Origin of the sequence: Streptococcus sp. HSISS3 (genome assembly GCF_000448605.1) — a bacterium.
Classification (GTDB): domain Bacteria; phylum Bacillota; class Bacilli; order Lactobacillales; family Streptococcaceae; genus Streptococcus; species Streptococcus raffinosi.
The window spans coordinates 171,396-187,131 of sequence record NZ_CM002130.1 but is presented as its reverse complement, the minus strand read 5'-3'; the positions used below and the strand labels follow the sequence as shown (position 1 = coordinate 187,131).

Genomic DNA, 15,736 nt, shown 5'->3' with positions numbered 1-15,736 from the left:
CTTTCGTTGTTTTTCTGCTAGTCATATGATAAACCTCCGGAATAGGATTGTAATCCTTTAGTTCTTTATGACTATTATACCTGAAAACCCATTGTCTGATTTGTTCATGACTTCTTAGCCCAAATTTTCTAGCTAATTCTTGAAGGGAACCTTCTCCTGTTAAATAGGCTTCAATGCATTTTAGCTTAAACTCTGTAGAATAATTTTGGTTATGCTTTAGAGACTTTAGCCCCTCGTGCCCTTGATATTGATAGGCTGTAGCCCAGTCTTTAATAGTACAAGGATTGACCCCAAACTGACGAGCTAGTTGAGAACAGGAGGCTTTACCTTCAAGATACCAGGTAACAGCCCTCAGCTTGCCTTCAAAAGAAACCTTACTTTTTCTAGACATAATAAAAATCCTACTTTCGTAAACAGTACTTTATGTATTTTTACTGTCTACTTAAGTAGGACTATATCAGACTTTGGCTTTGGCTTTAGTTTATTGACAATAAATACGAATGGCTTCTGCAAGGAAGACTGCAGTACCTGGTCCTCCGACTTTATCGATAAAGCTAGAAAAGCGATTATCTGTTTGGTACATCTGACCTAGACCAGCTAATACCGTTTGGTCACATGGATAAAAATGCTGACTAATATAATCTTGTAGCACCTTTACTTGCTCCTGAACACTATTGTCATTAGGATTAGACTCCTTGAGCTGTCCAAAGGTAGACATGATTGCAGTCATCTCTTTGGTAACTTCAGGGAAGGACTCTTCCCCCTTAGCCGCAAAAGCTTGATAAGCTTCTGTCTGACCCCATCTAGCCTGAGCTTCTTCCTGAAATGCTTCCACAGCTTTTTGATCAAATGCTTCAAATGACATTTCTTCTTCCTCCATTTGTAAGGCCTTAGCATGAGCTATGACGGCTTCTAAACGGGACTTTTTCAGCTCTAAAAGCTTGATTTGATCCTTAAGCGCTTGGACTTTATCATAGCCTGCTTGACCTACGATTTCCTTAATTTTTTTGAGAGGAAAGTCTAACTCACGGTAAAGCAAGATTTCTTGCAAACGGACAACCGCATCGCGATTATAGTAACGGTAACCATTCTCAGCCACAACTGACGGTTTCAGCAAATCAATTTCGTCATAATAATGAAGGGTGCGCACACTGACACCTGATAGTTGGCTCACTTCTTTTACAGATTTCATTAGAACTCCTCTCTGATTAAGAGTATAGGCTATGACGTCGCGTGAGGGTCAAGGGGCAAAAGAGTCTTTTTTTGAAGTTCGTACAATTTCTTACTTTTCTTTCTTTTTCTGGCTTCGACGATGTAATAAGGCTTGGTTAATACGTTGGGTTCTCATATGCATTTGCCAAATGAGGTAAAGCCAGATAATAATATAAACGGAAATGAAGACAATCCATAGGATAGGATTCAGCACAGCATCAATCCAACCCGCTATTAGACAAGTCCCTATCAGTACAATCGCCGTCAACAAGAAATGCAAGATTACTCTAAGTCTGTAGGACATACGGTCAAGGTCTTCCAAAATCCACGAGAGCATCCCCATTAAGCCACTCATCATAAAGAGGGCTAAAATATTTCCCATACTAACTTTTGGATAGATAATCTGGGGAAATAATTGACCTAGTAAAAGGAGGGTAAGATAGAAGAACGATCCCGTTCTCACGCCGGATACAAAATAAGCAATAAAACGTTTCATAGGTTCCTCCTAGACCCCTAAATAATCCATCAAGGATTTGACATATTTTCGGCTGACACTAGACTTAACACCACCTGTCATTTTTGCCATCATATTGCCAGAAAAACTATCCGATAGGGATTCCAAATGGTCTATATTCATAACAGCATGACGTGATATCTGTAAAAAACTTCGACGATTGATGCGATGCTGAAAGTTTGTCAGTGTCTCTTTCATCGTATAGGTTTTGTCTATTGTATAAATCGTTAACACATTCTTATCAATTTCAGCTAGGATAATGTCATCAATTTTTACCATAACCAAATGATCATCCGTTTTAATAGGAATCACCACTTGATTTACAACTGAAAATTGTTCGAGGTAATCCATTACCTCTCGTGCTTGATCAGACAATCGCTCTGCTTGGATAACCACACAGGGGTCCTTTGTCGAAATATCTGATTTTTCTTCAAAACGAAGTTTCATTCCTATTCCAACTCTCACTTATTTTTTCTTACTAGACTTTTTCACTAAAACAGCCCAAAGAATGCCTACTAGAAGAATACCTCCTAACACTATAAAGTAAGTATTTTCCTTTGTCAACAACTCTTGCCACTTGAGTTGAACACCCATTTTCTCTTGGAACTCTTGGCGAAGATCATCTTGACCTTTAAAGGTCTCACTTAATGTTTCATTCATGAGGACTTGCCGATAAAGTGCAGCAATATAAGTTGCTGGGGTAGATTTCATTAGTAGTTGAGCAAAATTAGGTAGAACGCCCAAAGGTACATAAGTCCCTACCAAAAAACCGGAAGCTGTACCCACTATGGTCGCAAACTTTCCAAGACTATCTACTGATTGGAAAAAGTGAACAAAAATGGCATTCACTAAGCTAGAAAGTAGGCTACTAAGGAGCATAATGAGGAGCACTTCAGGTAATAGAGATAAGGTTGGAACTTCTCTAAAATAGCCACACATCAGCACATACATAAGGATCTGCATGGAAAAAGAAATGATGATTGCACTCGTTTGATACGAAAATGCTAACCGCCACTTTCCTTGATCCGATAAATAAAGATCCTGATCTACTTGATGTTCACGGTCCTTTACTAACTGAGTCAGGGCAGCCAGACTTGTCGTAATCCCTGTCACAGCCAGCGTCCCACTCATCAGCCAATTATTTAACAAAGGACCACTATTGGGAAGCTGAGCCCAGGCATCTGTTAGATTCTTTTGAAGAAAAATAATATAGAGAATAAAGGAAATCAAGGCTCCCAACAGGGAGAAGAAAACCCCTGAAAGATTCCTAAAATACAATAAAAAATTCCGCTTTAGTAAGGCTAGCATTAGCGAACCTCCCTTCCTGTAAGTGCAATAAAGGCATCATCCATGGTCCCTGGACGAAACTCAAAATGGGCTATTTTATCTCTAACTTGCGCCAGGTAATCAATGGCTTCCCTTTCACTCTCGGGTTGAAGAACATACTCCAATTGACTTTGTTGCTCTACTGACATTCCCAAAGATTTGAGACTTTCTATCTGCTGTCTCTCCTTGAAGCGAATCTTCAAGATGTTTTTTGCATACTGACTCTTAATATCTAATGCCGATCCTTGAGCAATCACTTTTCCATGGTCCACAATATAAATCTGATCAGCTTCATCTGCTTCATCAAGATAATGCGTGGTCAGTACAACGGTCATCCCCTCTTCCCTCTGCAATTGATAGAGCAAATCCCAAATAGACTTTCGAGTTTGGATATCCAAACCCGTTGTTGGCTCATCCAAGAATAAAATATCTGGTTGTGAGAGAAGTGCACGCGCAATGTCAACCCGACGCTTTTGGCCACCTGAAAGCGTCCCGTATTTTTGTTTTTGGAAGGCTGATAGACCTAATTGATCAATGAGATCTGACACACGATTAGGTTTAAGACCTTTATACTGTTTAGCACGAATAATCAGATTTTCCCTAACCGTCAGCATCTCATCTAAAACACTGGTTTGGAAGACCACTCCAATTTTAGTACCGGGTTCATAGATAATTTCGCCTTGCGTTGGTTGCTTCAAACCAATCAACATGGAAATTGTCGTCGATTTGCCGGCCCCGTTCGGACCTAGAATCGCATTGAACGTCCCTCTTTTAAATTGTAAGTGAATATTATCCACGGCAAGATGATTTCCGTAACGTTTGCTTATGTTTTTAGCTTGTAATATCATGTTCTCTCTCCTTTTGATAGAACCAGTCTAGCAAAAAAGCCGTTTAAAAAACGGCCTTTTGGGATAAGTGGTCAAAATGAGAGTCCAAGTGGTGAGATGGGAGAGATAAAAATGAGGACAAATTTATTGCAGCCATTCTTTACCCCATTGATTCAAGTCCCTTAAAATCGGCATTAGTGACTTGCCTTTTTCTGTCAGCTCATATTCTGTATGGAGTGGTATCGTTTCAAAATCATATTTCTCAATCAATTGGTTCTCTATTAAAACATCTAGTCCACGTGTCAAACTGATCGTTGTAATCCCTTCAACTTCTCTTCTCAATTGATTGAAACGAACTTTCTTATGCTTGTTTATAACCCATAATATATTCATCCTCCATTTCCCACCAACCACATCTAAGACTCGAGACATACTACAGTTCCAATTTTTATTTGTTAACATTTTTTCTCCTTACAAAAATGTGCCTACTATTCAGGTAGTTTGTAAAGTATTATAATCTATTTATCATTTATTTTAAAGGAGTCACTTATGTTTATTGTAAATCTTACCTATATCAAGCCCCTTGATAAAGTTGAAAAATTCTTAGAAAAACACATAGATTTTTTAAATCAGTATTATACAAAAGGTCATTTTATCGCATCTGGAAGGAAAAATCCAAGGACCGGCGGTATCATTCTCATGAGAGCTAAAAACAAGGAAACAGTTCAAGAAATCATTATGCAGGATCCATTCTATCAAAATGAGATTGCCCAGTATGATATCATTGAATTTGAGGTAAGTAAGTATTGTCCGGAATTTGAGACTATCATCAGTAAATCTTTTGACGACAAGTAACTAGATTAGAAAACAGTTGAAATCCATTCTTCAATACTAATAAAAATAGCTCCTTTCTACTTAGAAAAGAGCTGTTTCTATAAAGAGAAACACATTAATGTCCTTTATGCTTCTCCCTTCGTTTTTGCTGTTTGCGTTCAAATTTCTCTTGTTTGAGCAATTGCTTTTGGACACTAGATTGATGTTTTGAAATCTTTTTCCTTTCCTCATACTGCAACTGCAATAGTTCTTTCGACTTGGAAGAAACTTTCTGATTTACTTGTTTCTTCACCATTCGCTGTAATCGTTTAGGATTCTTGATTTTTACATGTTGCTTAACTATAGCTTCTGGACTAAAAGATAATTGAGTAAACTGAGTCTGTAAGATCTCTAGAAATTCATCATCTTTTGGCTCCTGACCAAATGTCACACGACAAACTTGATAAGTTTCTAGATACACTTGTTCGAACAAACCATGCCAAAATCCATCTTCAAAATAAACTGTCAATCCAATTGAAATTATTTCCACGACAGCACCTCCTTAAATCTATCCCTAAGAATGGACAACCAAGGAGGAAGGTTACTGATAGGCTTGCCTACGTCTGGACTACCAACCAGAACTGTGTTTTTATCTTAGTTGGGACTATTATAGCATATAGCGATACAAAAAATCCTCCAGAGCTTAGCTCTGAAGGATTCATTTTTATTTAACAACGATGTTAACAAGTTTAGTTGGATCAAACTGTTTGGGAAACTGTTTGAGGTTGCAAATGAGCAAATAAATTGGTTATTTTACAACAATATTAACGAGTTTATTAGGTACCGCAATCACCTTAACAATTTCCTTGCCATCGATCTCTGCTTTGACTTTTTCATCAGCAAGAGCTACTTCTTGCAACTCTTCGCGTGATAGGTCTTTAGCAACCATGAGTTTAGCACGGACTTTACCTTTGATTTGGACGACGATTTCGATTTCATCTTCAATCAATTTGCTTTCGTCCCATGTTGGCCAAGCTACGTAAGAGATTGACTCACCTGTTTCTGCTACTGTTTGCCAGAGTTCTTCTGCCAAGTGAGGGGCAAATGGGGCAATCAATTGGACGAAGCCTTTGGCGTAATCCACATAGAGTTTGTCTTCCTTGTTAGCAGCATTGACAAAGACCATGAGTTGGGCAATGGCTGTGTTGAATTTCATGGACTCGATTTGCTCAGTGACAGATTTAACGGTTTCGTTGTAAACCTTGTCCAGAGCACCATTGTTTTCCGCAACGATTTCCTTACTTGTAATCAAACGGTAAACACGGTCGAGGAATTTACGACTTCCTTCCAAGCCTTCTTCAGACCAAGCGATAGAAGCATCGAGTGGTCCCATGAACATTTCATAGACACGAAGGGTATCCGCACCATATTGTTCCACCACATCGTCTGGGTTAACAACATTCTTGAGGGATTTAGACATCTTGGCTGGTGCTTGCTCCAACTCTTCTCCTGTTTCCATGTGGAAGAAGGAACCGTCACGTTTTTCAACCTTGTCAGTTGCCACAAGAGCACCACGGTGGTCACGGTAGCTAGTTCCTAAAATCATTCCTTGGTTAAAGAGTTTTTGGAATGGTTCTTTAGTAGGAACGACACCGAGGTCATAGAGGAACTTGTGCCAGAAACGAGCGTAAAGCAAGTGGAGAACGGCGTGTTCTGCACCACCCACATAGATATCTACTGGCAACCATTGTTTGAGGAGGTCCTCATCAGCCAATTTTTCTGTGTTATGTGGGTCGATATAGCGAAGGTAGTACCAACTTGAACCAGCCCATTGTGGCATGGTGTTGGTTTCACGACGACCTTTGACACCATCTTCGCGAGTCACTTCCAGCCAGTCGGTCAAGTTAGCCAATGGGCTTTCACCAGTACCTGAAGGGCGGATGTCCTTGGTGACTGGCAAGACAAGTGGCAATTCACTTTCTGGAACGGCTGTTGAAGTTCCATCTTCCCAATGAATGATAGGGATTGGTTCACCCCAGTACCGTTGACGGCTAAAGAGCCAGTCACGAAGACGGTAAGTGATTTTTTCTTGACCGAAACCTTTTTCTTCCAACCAAGCCACGATTTTAGCAATCGCTTCTTCTTTGTTGAGACCGTTCAAGAAGTCAGAGTTGACGTGAAGGCCATCTTCTGTGTAAGCAGCCTCTTCAACGTTGCCACCTTCAAGCACTTCTACGATTGGAAGGCCAAACTGTTTAGCAAATTCCCAGTCACGCTCATCGTGGGCAGGTACGGCCATAACGGCACCTGTTCCGTAGCTAGCAAGAACGTAGTCGGCAATCCAGATTGGGATTTCTTTACCATTGACAGGGTTTACGGCATAAGCACCAGTCCAAACCCCTGTTTTTCCTTGGCAAGGTCGGTACGAGCCAAGTCTGATTTAAGGCTGGCTTGGTGTTTGTAGTCAGCTACAGCCTCAGCTTGTTCAGGTGTTGTGATAGCATCTACCAAGTCATGCTCAGGAGCCAAGACAGTGAAAGTTGCACCAAAAAGAGTATCTGGACGTGTCGTAAAGACTGTAAATTCCTTATCAGTCCCTTTTACTTTGAAAGTGACATTGGCACCGGTTGATTTACCAATCCAGTTGCGTTGCATGTCCTTGATAGACTCTGGCCAGTCAAGGTCATCCAAGTCATTAAGCAAACGTTCTGCGTAGGCAGTGATTTTGAGCATCCATTGGCGCATTGGTTTGCGGACAACTGGATAGCCTCCACGCTCAGACGTTCCATCAGGAAGGACTTCTTCGTTGGCGATGGCTGTACCCAATTCTTCAACCCAGTTTACTGGCACTTTAGCTTCATAAGCCAAGCCTTTTTCGTAAAGTTTGGTGAAAATCCATTGCGTCCATTTGTAGTAGTTTGGATCTGTTGTGTTGACTTCACGATCCCAGTCGTAAGAGAAGCCAAGCGCATTGATTTGGCGTTTGAAGTTGGCAATATTCTCTGCTGTGAATTCTGCTGGGTCATTCCCTGTATCCATAGCGTATTGCTCAGCAGGCAAACCAAAGGCATCCCAGCCCATTGGGTGAAGGACGTTGTAGCCTTGTGCACGTTTGAAACGGCTGAGGATATCAGTTGCTGTATAACCTTCTGGGTGTCCTACGTGAAGACCCGCTCCAGATGGGTAAGGAAACATGTCAAGCGCATAAAACTTAGGTTTTGAGGCATCTGTTCCTGTCTTAAAAGTGTGATTGTCAGCCCAGTATTTTTGCCACTTAGGCTCGATTTCTTTATGATTGTAAAAACTCATGGTTTCTCTCCAATATTCGTAATGCTTCTATTATAGCATTTTTGAGGGATTTTTAAAGATGATAAGGGAACTTTAAGAGGCAAATTCACCCTAGTAGGTTTTGCGCTTTTTTCGTTCTTTTTAAGTTTTTTTGCTACTTTATGTTATAAAAAAGCAAAAAGATGCTATACTAGAATCAGAAAGAAGGTGACTCATGTATCAGGAACAACGATTTGAGAAAATTTTGGATCTCTTAGACGAGCGAGGAAATCTATCCGTCAAGGAAATGGTTGACGCATTAGGTGTTTCCAAAGATACCGTCAGAAGAGATTTCGACTGTCTCAGCCAGAGGAATCTGGCTCAACGTACCCATGGTGGCATTCTGCCAGTTAAAAATACCACTGTTCTTGGCTTCCAAGAACGTCAGAAAGGACTAACAGAAGACAAGAAAAAAATGGCAGACCTAGCACTTAGTTTTGTCAAAGACCAGTCTCTCCTCTTCTTTGATGTCTCTACCTTGATGCTTGAGGTTTCTCAAAAGCTAGATAAAAGCGTTACCGTCTACTCCCACTCTTTGGACAACGCCTTGGTACTAAGTGGCAAAGAAGGCGTTGACTTCCATCTCTTGGGAGGAAGATTTTACAGTAAAAACCGCTTCTACTATTCGCTTCACGAAGCCCAGCTCTTGCAACATCTACGATTTGACTTAGCTTTCTTTGGAGCGGCTAGTCTCAGTCAAGGAGTGGTTAGCTATGAAGATGAAGAGGACGTTGCTGTCAAACAACTAGCCATGCAGGCTGCCAGAACCAAGATACTTATTGCTGAAGTAGACAAGTATGAAAAACATTCCAAATATATATTGGGCAAGATTGAAGACTTCGACTACTGGATTACAGATAAGAAACCTGAGCCTGATTTAGTCGAAGCTCTTAAAGACAAGGTAACAATTTTATACGACGGGAAGGAAAGCAATTATGAGTAGTATTCGTTTGATTATCAGTGACATTGATGGCACTATTCTCACCAGTCACCACCAGGTAGATAAGCAACTGATTGAGGTCATGCCAGAGCTTGAAAAGGCAAAGATTCCCTTTGTTTTAGCTTCTGCCCGTTCTCCACTAGGGATGCAACCAATCGCTCATAAACTGGGACTTCATGAAAATCCTATCGCCTGCTACAACGGCGCCTTAGTACTTGAGGGTAATCGTACTATCATCGAACATCCTGTGGATAAAACTGAAATCCAAGAACTTCTTAGCTACTTATCTACAGACTACCCGAGTGTATCTGTGAATATCTACTCTGGCAAGGATTGGATTACCAACCAACTAGACAAATGGTCTCAGCTGGAAGCAGGTATCACAGGTGAATCTCCTATTCTTAAGGAACTACAAGAAACTGTCTCAGACTCTGAACCACCTGTCCACAAGCTATTGTTGATTGATAAGCCTGAAGTTATCCAGAACCTCCACCAAAAACTCCTAAGCATGGATTTTCCACAGACAGCCTTCTACTTATCCAAAGATAACTACCTTGAAGTCACAGCCAAACACGTTTCTAAAGAGCATGCTCTCCTTGAGGTTGCCAAATATTATGGCATCCCGCTTGAACAGGTTATGACTATTGGTGATAACTTCAACGATAGCCCTATGCTGGCTCTGGCTGGACTAGGAATTGCTATGGGCAATGCACCTGAAGGGGTCAAGGAAACTGCAAACTTAGTAACGGCTTCAAACGATGATCATGGTGTCGCTCAAGCCATTACAGAGCACGTCCTAAACTAAATACTATTCAATGGTGGAAACAACTTTTAATTGCCAACTCGATTTTAGAACAGAAGGAAAGGTACCCTAAGGGGCCTTTTGTTTTTCAAGGAAAAAAGCCTTCCTCTATCGAAGAAGACCAAAATTTTCTAAAGGTAAAGAAGGAGACCTACAAGAATTCCAATGACATAGCCTGCCAAAACATCACTAGGATAATGAACGCCACCTAGCACACGCAAGATAGCCAGAATTGCTGCCAAAAAAAGCATAGTCCCACCTAGCCAGGGGTTAATCATCAGTGCCAACATAGCAATGACAGTCGCTGAGAAAACATGCCGACTGGGAAAAGATTTGCCAAGACTGTCCTTCTTAATAAGGGGCTGAATATCCCAAGTCTGATAAGGGCGTGGGCGATTATAGAGCCTACGACCAAGAGAAAGGAGAAAGAAGCCTCCTCCCATAATAAGCACTGTCGTAAAAAGAACAAACCAGCCATTCCTCAACCAAACCAAACTAAGAAATATAGGAAAAAGTAGGTAAAAAGTCCTAGTTATAACCTTATTAAGCCTCTCTAAAATACTAGTATAAGGACGCAATGGACCGCTAATCCTATCGTAAAATCGTTTATAATTCATCATCATCCGTTAGAAAAAGGGAGTGACACAGAACTAAATTTAAAAAATCTAGCTTCTAGTCTCTCCCTCATGTTTAATGAGATAGTCTTCCGAGGTTGAAATCTCTTATTTTGACCTCTTTTTGTCTATCTTAAAGTTCAGCGATTTGGTAAAGTTCAAGTTCGGCTGCTGTTTCAGAACCAAACATGTTAATCATGATTTTAACCTTGTTATTGTCAATTTCCACAACACGGCCTTCTTGACCCATAAAGGCACCATCAATGATTTGAACCACATCACCAACCTTGATATTAGTATCAAAGACATCAACAGTTTGACCCATTGAAATCAAGATTTGACGAATTTCTTCTTCCAAGAGTGGAGTAGGTTTAGAACGGTTACCGTGAGAACCAACGAAACCAGTAACGTTTGGAGTGTTACGAACAACGAACCATGCTTCGTCTGTCATTACCATCTCAACAAGAACGTATCCTGGGAAGCGGTTTTCTTCCACTTCTTTAACCTTACCATTTTTCTCAACATTGACAGTTTGAGTAGGGATTTCAACGCGCAAGATATTTTCAAGCATGTTGTAAGTCTGAGCACGTTGCAAAAGGTTTTCTTTAACTTTGTTTTCGTATCCTGAATACGTTTGAAGGACGAACCAGCCCTTATCGAATGAATCTAACATTTTAGGATTCCTTTCTTTTTTACTAAAATGGCACTTAGACTCAGAGGAATCTGGATGAGATAGCCATCTGAGTGGTAAATGCACGTGGAGTATCTGTTTTCATTCAAAGCCTAATAAAAAAGCCTCGTGGCCTTTGTTTTCGCTTTTATCTGCACTTATTATAACAAAAAAGAGCAGGCATTCCTACTCTTTTTATGTTTTCTTTAGAAAAAGTTAATCAGTGCTGACATAGCGCGACTCAACAATACATCAAACGCATAGATGATGACTGTGAAGAACGCAGTATACTCAAGAACTGAAATAAAATCGTGCCAGCGTTGTTTGCGATCTGGCCAAGTCGTGTCTTTCAAGACTTTGAAAATACTTCCAGTTTGTCTCACGGTGTCTCCTATCTTGTTTCTTTATGCAAGGTATATTTTTTACAATTTTTACAAAACTTGTTCACTTCTAGTCGTGTTGGTTTGGGAGTGCTACTAACACTAATCGAGTAGTTTCGGTTCCCACAATCTGCACACGCTAGGCTTGCTTTTTTTTGTGCCATAACGCCTCCGTTCTTTTTATCTTACCACTTTTAAACTTAATTGACAAGCTATCTGAATAGACCTGAGAAGGAGTCTGAGATCTTATCCCATAGGCTACTTGCCTGGTCTTTGACATCATTCACAACGTCAGAAGCCTTGTCTGTCCATGACTTATTATTGCTATTACGTGAATCGTTTGGATTTGCTGTATAATCTAAGGTTTGACCATCAGCCGCATAAGCATTTTCAACAGTAAACTCAGTTCCTGGTGTATTTGGCAAAACATCTGCAGCGATATAGCTGAAAATAGTTGAAGCCGTTCCTGAGCTAGCCCCTGTCAGGTAGTGACTCTCATCGGTCTTGTCAAAACCAATCCAAGTTGTCATGACCACATCAGGCGTATAACCAATCACCCACTGGTCACTGGTCAAATCTTTATTAAATTCTGCCTGAACAGTACCTGTCTTACCTGCCATAGTATAACCTGTATAATTGGCATTAACAGCAGAACCATTTGAATAGGTTCCAAGCATCATGCTGGTCATTTGATTGGCAACTGACTGGCTGATAACACGTTTAGACTTCTTACTATGAGTAGCGATGATATCTCCACTGGCATTTTCAATTTTAGTAATGAAATAAGCAGTGTTCATCTCACCACCGTTGGCAAAGGTCGCGTAAGCCTGAGCCATTTGAAGAGGACTAGCTGTCACACCACCACCAAGGGCAACTCCCAATTCTTCTGGGACATTGTCAAAGTTAAGACCAAATTTCTGACCATAACTAATTCCTTTTTGAATACCGATTTGATTAAAGAGGTAAACTGCTGGGATATTGTACGAATTAGCCAAGGCTTGATACATGGGCACATCCTCTGTCTCAACACCACCGTAGTTGGTTGGCGTATAGCCGTTGTAGTCAATCGGTTTATTTGGAAGGTCCTTGTTAATACTCCATCCCGAAGCAAGAGCCGGGGCATAGACTACCAAAGGTTTGATGGTCGAACCAGGACTACGCTTCCCTTGAGTGGCATAGTTGAAGTTACGGAAGGTTGCATCACTGGTACCACCTACACGACCGACTAAACCACGGACTGCTCCAGTCGACGGATCGAGGGCCACACTGGCTGATTGAGCTGTACTACCATCACTTTCTGATGTTGGGAAGAGATAGGTATTTTCATAGGTCTGTTGCATATTAGCCTGTGAATTGGCATCCATCTCTGTATAGATTTTATAGCCGTTCTTAACAATCTCATCCTCACTCAAGCCGTAGGTCTTAGTGGCTTCTTCGATGACGGCATCAAAGTAAGAAGGATACTTGTAGTCATCACCAGTTCCTTGATAGGTATCATCCAAACGACTCGCCATATCTACTCCAGCAGCACTGTCAGCGTCAGCCTGGCTCAACTTCTTGTCATCAACCATGTTGGCAAGGACTGTGTTTCGACGGTTGGTCGCATTTTTGATATTGTCAATGGGATTGTAAATTTCAGGTCCCTTAAGCATACCAGCAAGGGTAGCCGCCTCATCAACGGTTAGATTAGCAGCACTCGTACCAAAGTATTTTTGGCTGGCATCTTCAACACCCCAAACCCCATTGCCAAAATAAGCATTATTAAGGTACATGGTGAGGATTTCTTTTTTGCTATACTTCTTGGTTAATTCCAAAGAAAGGAAGAATTCCTTGGCCTTACGTGTCACTGTCTGCTCTTGAGTCAAAAAGGCATTCTTAGCCAATTGTTGCGTAATGGTTGAACCACCACCAAAGTGTCCCATAGACACAATCGCCAAGAGGAAACGTTGAACATTGACACCACTATTTTTGTAGAAAGTCCGGTCTTCTGTTGCGATAACAGCATTTTCCAAGCTATCGCTAATGGCATCAAGCTCCACATAGGTTCCTTTTTGTCCAGACAAAGAACCGGCTTGATTGCCGTCTTTATCATAGATAACCGTAGTTGCCTTCAGAGCATCTTGAAGATCTGAGACATTGGTTGTCTTAGCAATGTAAAAGAGGTAGGAACCTATAGTCAGAACCAGTATAGCCACTAAAATAAAGAGAATCTTGCCAATATGATAGCGACGCCAGAAACGACGAATAGGATTTCTTGGTGAAAGGGTGAATTTGCTCAAGAAAGCCTGAACCTTACCCAGTGGCTTGCTTGTATCAATAGGTTTCTTTTGCTTAGAACGTTGATAACGTGAGGTTTCTTGATTTTCTCGAGACATATCTAGGTCTTCAACAGCCTGTTCGACCTCATCAGGCTTCTTGGTGAAAAGACCCTTAATCTTGTCTTGAAAATCCTTGGATTTTCCTACAGATTGATCATTCTTAACCCTTTTGCCATTTTCTTCTTTAAAAAGTTTGTTTTTTAGATTATCAAAAAATGTCATAACTTTATTATACCAAGTTTTAAGGGATTCTGTCCTCTTTGAAGCGTTCATGATATAATGAAACCATGACTTTACACGTAGATATTATCAATCCCTATCCCGCAACAACGGTCAAAGACCTGCTTGAGTCAAAACTCCTTATTCCTCGTAAAATTCGTCATTTCCTACGCACTAAAAAACACGTGCTCATCAACGGAGAGACCATTAATTGGCAAAGTCCAGTTGAAAAAGGCGATAAAATTAGCCTGACCTTTGACACAGAGGACTATCCTGATAAAACTATTCTCATGGGGGAAGCCAGTCTTGTAGAGCCTCTCTATGAGGATCAGCATCTCATCGTTGTCAATAAACCCGAGGGGATGAAGACGCATGGTAATGAGCCTACAGAGATAGCCCTGCTTAACCATGTCGCAGCCTACTGTGATCAAACCTGTTATGTTGTTCATCGACTAGACATGGAGACCAGCGGAGCTGTTCTTTTTGCTAAAAATCCTTTTATTCTACCAATCCTCAACCGACTCCTGGAAGATAAGCTCATCCAACGTCAATATTGGGCTTTGGCAGAAGGAAGGTTTCAGACTAAGGAAACCGTTTATAAAGACAAGATTGGTCGTGACCGCCACGATCGCAGAAAACGTGTGGTGGACCCTCGAAAAGGACAGCGTGCTTATACGACGGTCACGCGCCTCAAGACATTCAATGGTGCTAGTCTGGTCAACTGTCAGTTGAAGACTGGCCGTACCCACCAAATTCGTGTTCATCTAGCCCATCATGGGCATGCTATCTTGGGAGATCCACTATATAGCCACCGACATGCATCCCGTCTCATGCTCCACGCCCACTCTCTTAGTTTCACCCATCCCTTAACACTCGAAAAAATCACTGTGCAGGCTAGATCAGAAAGTTTTGAACAAGGGTTGAGAAATCACAAACCATAGAAGCAAGCTCATTCTCAGACATGGTGCGAAAAGATTATTCTTATTTATAGGACAGTGGAAGCTTGCAAATAAGTTGCTTTTATTGACTTCGAAAGCCTTGACCACCTTGAATCTCCCTAGACATTATGTTAAGCTTTACATATCATATAAATTAGAGGAGTATTTCATTATGAATCCAGCAGATCAATGGTTAGCTATCAATGCCAAGTATTTCCCAACAGAACAAGTTCAATATATTCGCCAACGTATTGAGGCTCTTCCAGAGGCACAAGTCCAATTGCTCTATACACTTAGTTTCCAAGACCCAACCATGATGTTGGTTATCTCACTTTTCGGTGGATCTCTTGGAATTGACCGCTTTATCTTAGGACACGTGGGATTAGGTGTTGGTAAACTATTGACAGTCGGTGGCTGTGGTATCTGGACAATCGTTGACTGGTTCCTTATCATGGATGCTACTCGTCAAGCAAATGCTCAAAAACTTTATTCTCTTATCGGCTAATGAAAATTTATTTCACACGCTTGTGGGCTTACCACCAGCGTTTTTTTAGACTGTACCTCTTACTTTTAGTGGCTATCTACGGAATTTATCTTCTACACCTTCCAACACCACTCAGCCTTATCCTTAAACCTTTTGGCATAAAAAGTTGGAGTGCCGGATTAACACGGGCTAGTGTTAGGCTTTTTCACCTAGATTGGCAGGGAGCTTGGGACTATAATCCCTTAATCTATCCTCTGGTAATATATATCTTTGCCTATGTCTTTCTTTTTCCTATTTTCAGCGATAAGAACATCAATACAAAAGTGCCAGGCAAATAAAGTAACCATTCCTA

Annotated in this window: 19 protein-coding genes and 1 pseudogene; 6 read left to right on the top strand and 14 right to left on the bottom strand. The window is 41.0% G+C overall.

Translation table 11 applies throughout. The annotated features are described in order from the left end of the window. From HSISS3_RS00995 to HSISS3_RS00965, 7 genes are all read right to left on the bottom strand, one after another. Positions 1–391, bottom strand: a 391-nt coding sequence (locus HSISS3_RS00995; protein WP_167546238.1) for a helix-turn-helix domain-containing protein, incomplete at its 3' end; no start/stop codon positions are given. Positions 392–481: 90 nt separating this feature from the next. Further along, on the bottom strand, positions 482–1,192 hold the full coding sequence (locus HSISS3_RS00990; protein ID WP_021151392.1) for a MerR family transcriptional regulator: 711 nt from the start codon (positions 1,190–1,192) through the stop codon (positions 482–484). A gap of 90 nt (positions 1,193–1,282) precedes the next feature. After that, the gene (locus HSISS3_RS00985) at positions 1,283–1,708 is read right to left on the bottom strand and encodes a DUF3021 domain-containing protein (RefSeq protein ID WP_008535783.1); all 426 of its coding nucleotides are present in this window, start codon (positions 1,706–1,708) and stop codon (positions 1,283–1,285) included. Positions 1,709–1,717: 9 nt separating this feature from the next. Next, entirely contained in the window at positions 1,718–2,173 is a 456-nt protein-coding gene (locus tag HSISS3_RS00980) for a LytTR family DNA-binding domain-containing protein (protein ID WP_021151391.1), read from the bottom strand. 18 nt (positions 2,174–2,191) lie between these two features. Then, complete coding sequence (locus tag HSISS3_RS00975; protein WP_008535781.1) at positions 2,192–3,034, bottom strand: ABC transporter permease; 843 nt, start codon at positions 3,032–3,034, stop codon at positions 2,192–2,194. Continuing rightward, positions 3,034–3,900, bottom strand: a complete 867-nt coding sequence (locus HSISS3_RS00970) for an ABC transporter ATP-binding protein (protein ID WP_008535780.1) — start codon at positions 3,898–3,900, stop codon at positions 3,034–3,036. Before HSISS3_RS00970 ends, HSISS3_RS00975 begins: the two co-directional genes overlap by 1 nt. Positions 3,901–4,023: 123 nt before the next feature. Next, positions 4,024–4,341: a winged helix-turn-helix transcriptional regulator gene (locus HSISS3_RS00965; protein ID WP_021151390.1), complete on the bottom strand. Its 318-nt coding sequence runs from the start codon at positions 4,339–4,341 to the stop codon at positions 4,024–4,026. Positions 4,342–4,428: 87 nt separating this feature from the next. Here HSISS3_RS00965 and HSISS3_RS00960 point away from each other — a divergent pair, with 87 nt between their 5' ends. Next, entirely contained in the window at positions 4,429–4,734 is a 306-nt protein-coding gene (locus HSISS3_RS00960) for a YciI family protein (RefSeq protein ID WP_008535775.1), read from the top strand. Between the two features lie 94 nt (positions 4,735–4,828). On the opposite strand, the gene HSISS3_RS00955 is transcribed toward HSISS3_RS00960, so the two are convergent. Together HSISS3_RS00955 and leuS are read right to left on the bottom strand one after the other, a co-directional pair. After that, positions 4,829–5,242, bottom strand: a complete 414-nt coding sequence (locus tag HSISS3_RS00955; protein ID WP_008535774.1) for a YjdF family protein — start codon at positions 5,240–5,242, stop codon at positions 4,829–4,831. 258 nt (positions 5,243–5,500) lie between these two features. Next, a pseudogene (leuS, locus tag HSISS3_RS00950) lies at positions 5,501–8,001 on the bottom strand (leucine--tRNA ligase). A gap of 193 nt (positions 8,002–8,194) precedes the next feature. Between leuS and HSISS3_RS00945 the strand changes: the two are divergent. Both HSISS3_RS00945 and HSISS3_RS00940 read left to right on the top strand, forming a co-directional pair. Beyond that, positions 8,195–8,962 carry a DeoR/GlpR family DNA-binding transcription regulator gene (locus HSISS3_RS00945; RefSeq protein WP_021151387.1) on the top strand — a complete coding sequence of 256 codons (768 nt, stop codon included), beginning with the start codon at positions 8,195–8,197 and terminating at the stop codon, positions 8,960–8,962. Continuing rightward, positions 8,955–9,764: a Cof-type HAD-IIB family hydrolase gene (locus HSISS3_RS00940; protein ID WP_021151386.1), complete on the top strand. Its 810-nt coding sequence runs from the start codon at positions 8,955–8,957 to the stop codon at positions 9,762–9,764. Before HSISS3_RS00945 ends, HSISS3_RS00940 begins: the two co-directional genes overlap by 8 nt. 128 nt (positions 9,765–9,892) lie before the next feature. On the opposite strand, the gene HSISS3_RS00935 is transcribed toward HSISS3_RS00940, so the two are convergent. From HSISS3_RS00935 to pbp2a, 5 genes are all read right to left on the bottom strand, one after another. Further along, on the bottom strand, positions 9,893–10,381 hold the full coding sequence (locus tag HSISS3_RS00935) for a phosphatase PAP2 family protein (RefSeq protein ID WP_042771689.1): 489 nt from the start codon (positions 10,379–10,381) through the stop codon (positions 9,893–9,895). Between the two features lie 127 nt (positions 10,382–10,508). Next, the gene (gene nusG / locus HSISS3_RS00930; protein WP_008535769.1) at positions 10,509–11,048 is read right to left on the bottom strand and encodes a transcription termination/antitermination protein NusG; all 540 of its coding nucleotides are present in this window, start codon (positions 11,046–11,048) and stop codon (positions 10,509–10,511) included. A gap of 203 nt (positions 11,049–11,251) precedes the next feature. Continuing rightward, positions 11,252–11,428 carry a preprotein translocase subunit SecE gene (secE, locus tag HSISS3_RS00925; protein WP_008535768.1) on the bottom strand — a complete coding sequence of 59 codons (177 nt, stop codon included), beginning with the start codon at positions 11,426–11,428 and terminating at the stop codon, positions 11,252–11,254. 8 nt (positions 11,429–11,436) lie between these two features. After that, complete coding sequence (gene rpmG / locus HSISS3_RS11345) at positions 11,437–11,589, bottom strand: 50S ribosomal protein L33 (RefSeq protein WP_002946904.1); 153 nt, start codon at positions 11,587–11,589, stop codon at positions 11,437–11,439. 48 nt (positions 11,590–11,637) lie between these two features. Next, a complete protein-coding gene (gene pbp2a, locus HSISS3_RS00920) occupies positions 11,638–13,965 on the bottom strand; it encodes a penicillin-binding protein PBP2A (protein ID WP_021151384.1) in 2,328 nt (775 codons plus the stop codon). A gap of 65 nt (positions 13,966–14,030) precedes the next feature. Between pbp2a and HSISS3_RS00915 the strand changes: the two genes are divergently transcribed. From HSISS3_RS00915 to HSISS3_RS00905, 3 genes are all read left to right on the top strand, one after another. Further along, positions 14,031–14,903, top strand: a complete 873-nt coding sequence (locus HSISS3_RS00915; RefSeq protein WP_021151383.1) for an RluA family pseudouridine synthase — start codon at positions 14,031–14,033, stop codon at positions 14,901–14,903. Positions 14,904–15,072: 169 nt separating this feature from the next. After that, positions 15,073–15,405 carry a TM2 domain-containing protein gene (locus HSISS3_RS00910; RefSeq protein WP_021144952.1) on the top strand — a complete coding sequence of 111 codons (333 nt, stop codon included), beginning with the start codon at positions 15,073–15,075 and terminating at the stop codon, positions 15,403–15,405. Beyond that, complete coding sequence (locus HSISS3_RS00905; protein ID WP_042771687.1) at positions 15,405–15,722, top strand: DUF2752 domain-containing protein; 318 nt, start codon at positions 15,405–15,407, stop codon at positions 15,720–15,722. Before HSISS3_RS00910 ends, HSISS3_RS00905 begins: the two co-directional genes overlap by 1 nt. Positions 15,723–15,736: the final 14 nt, after the last annotated feature.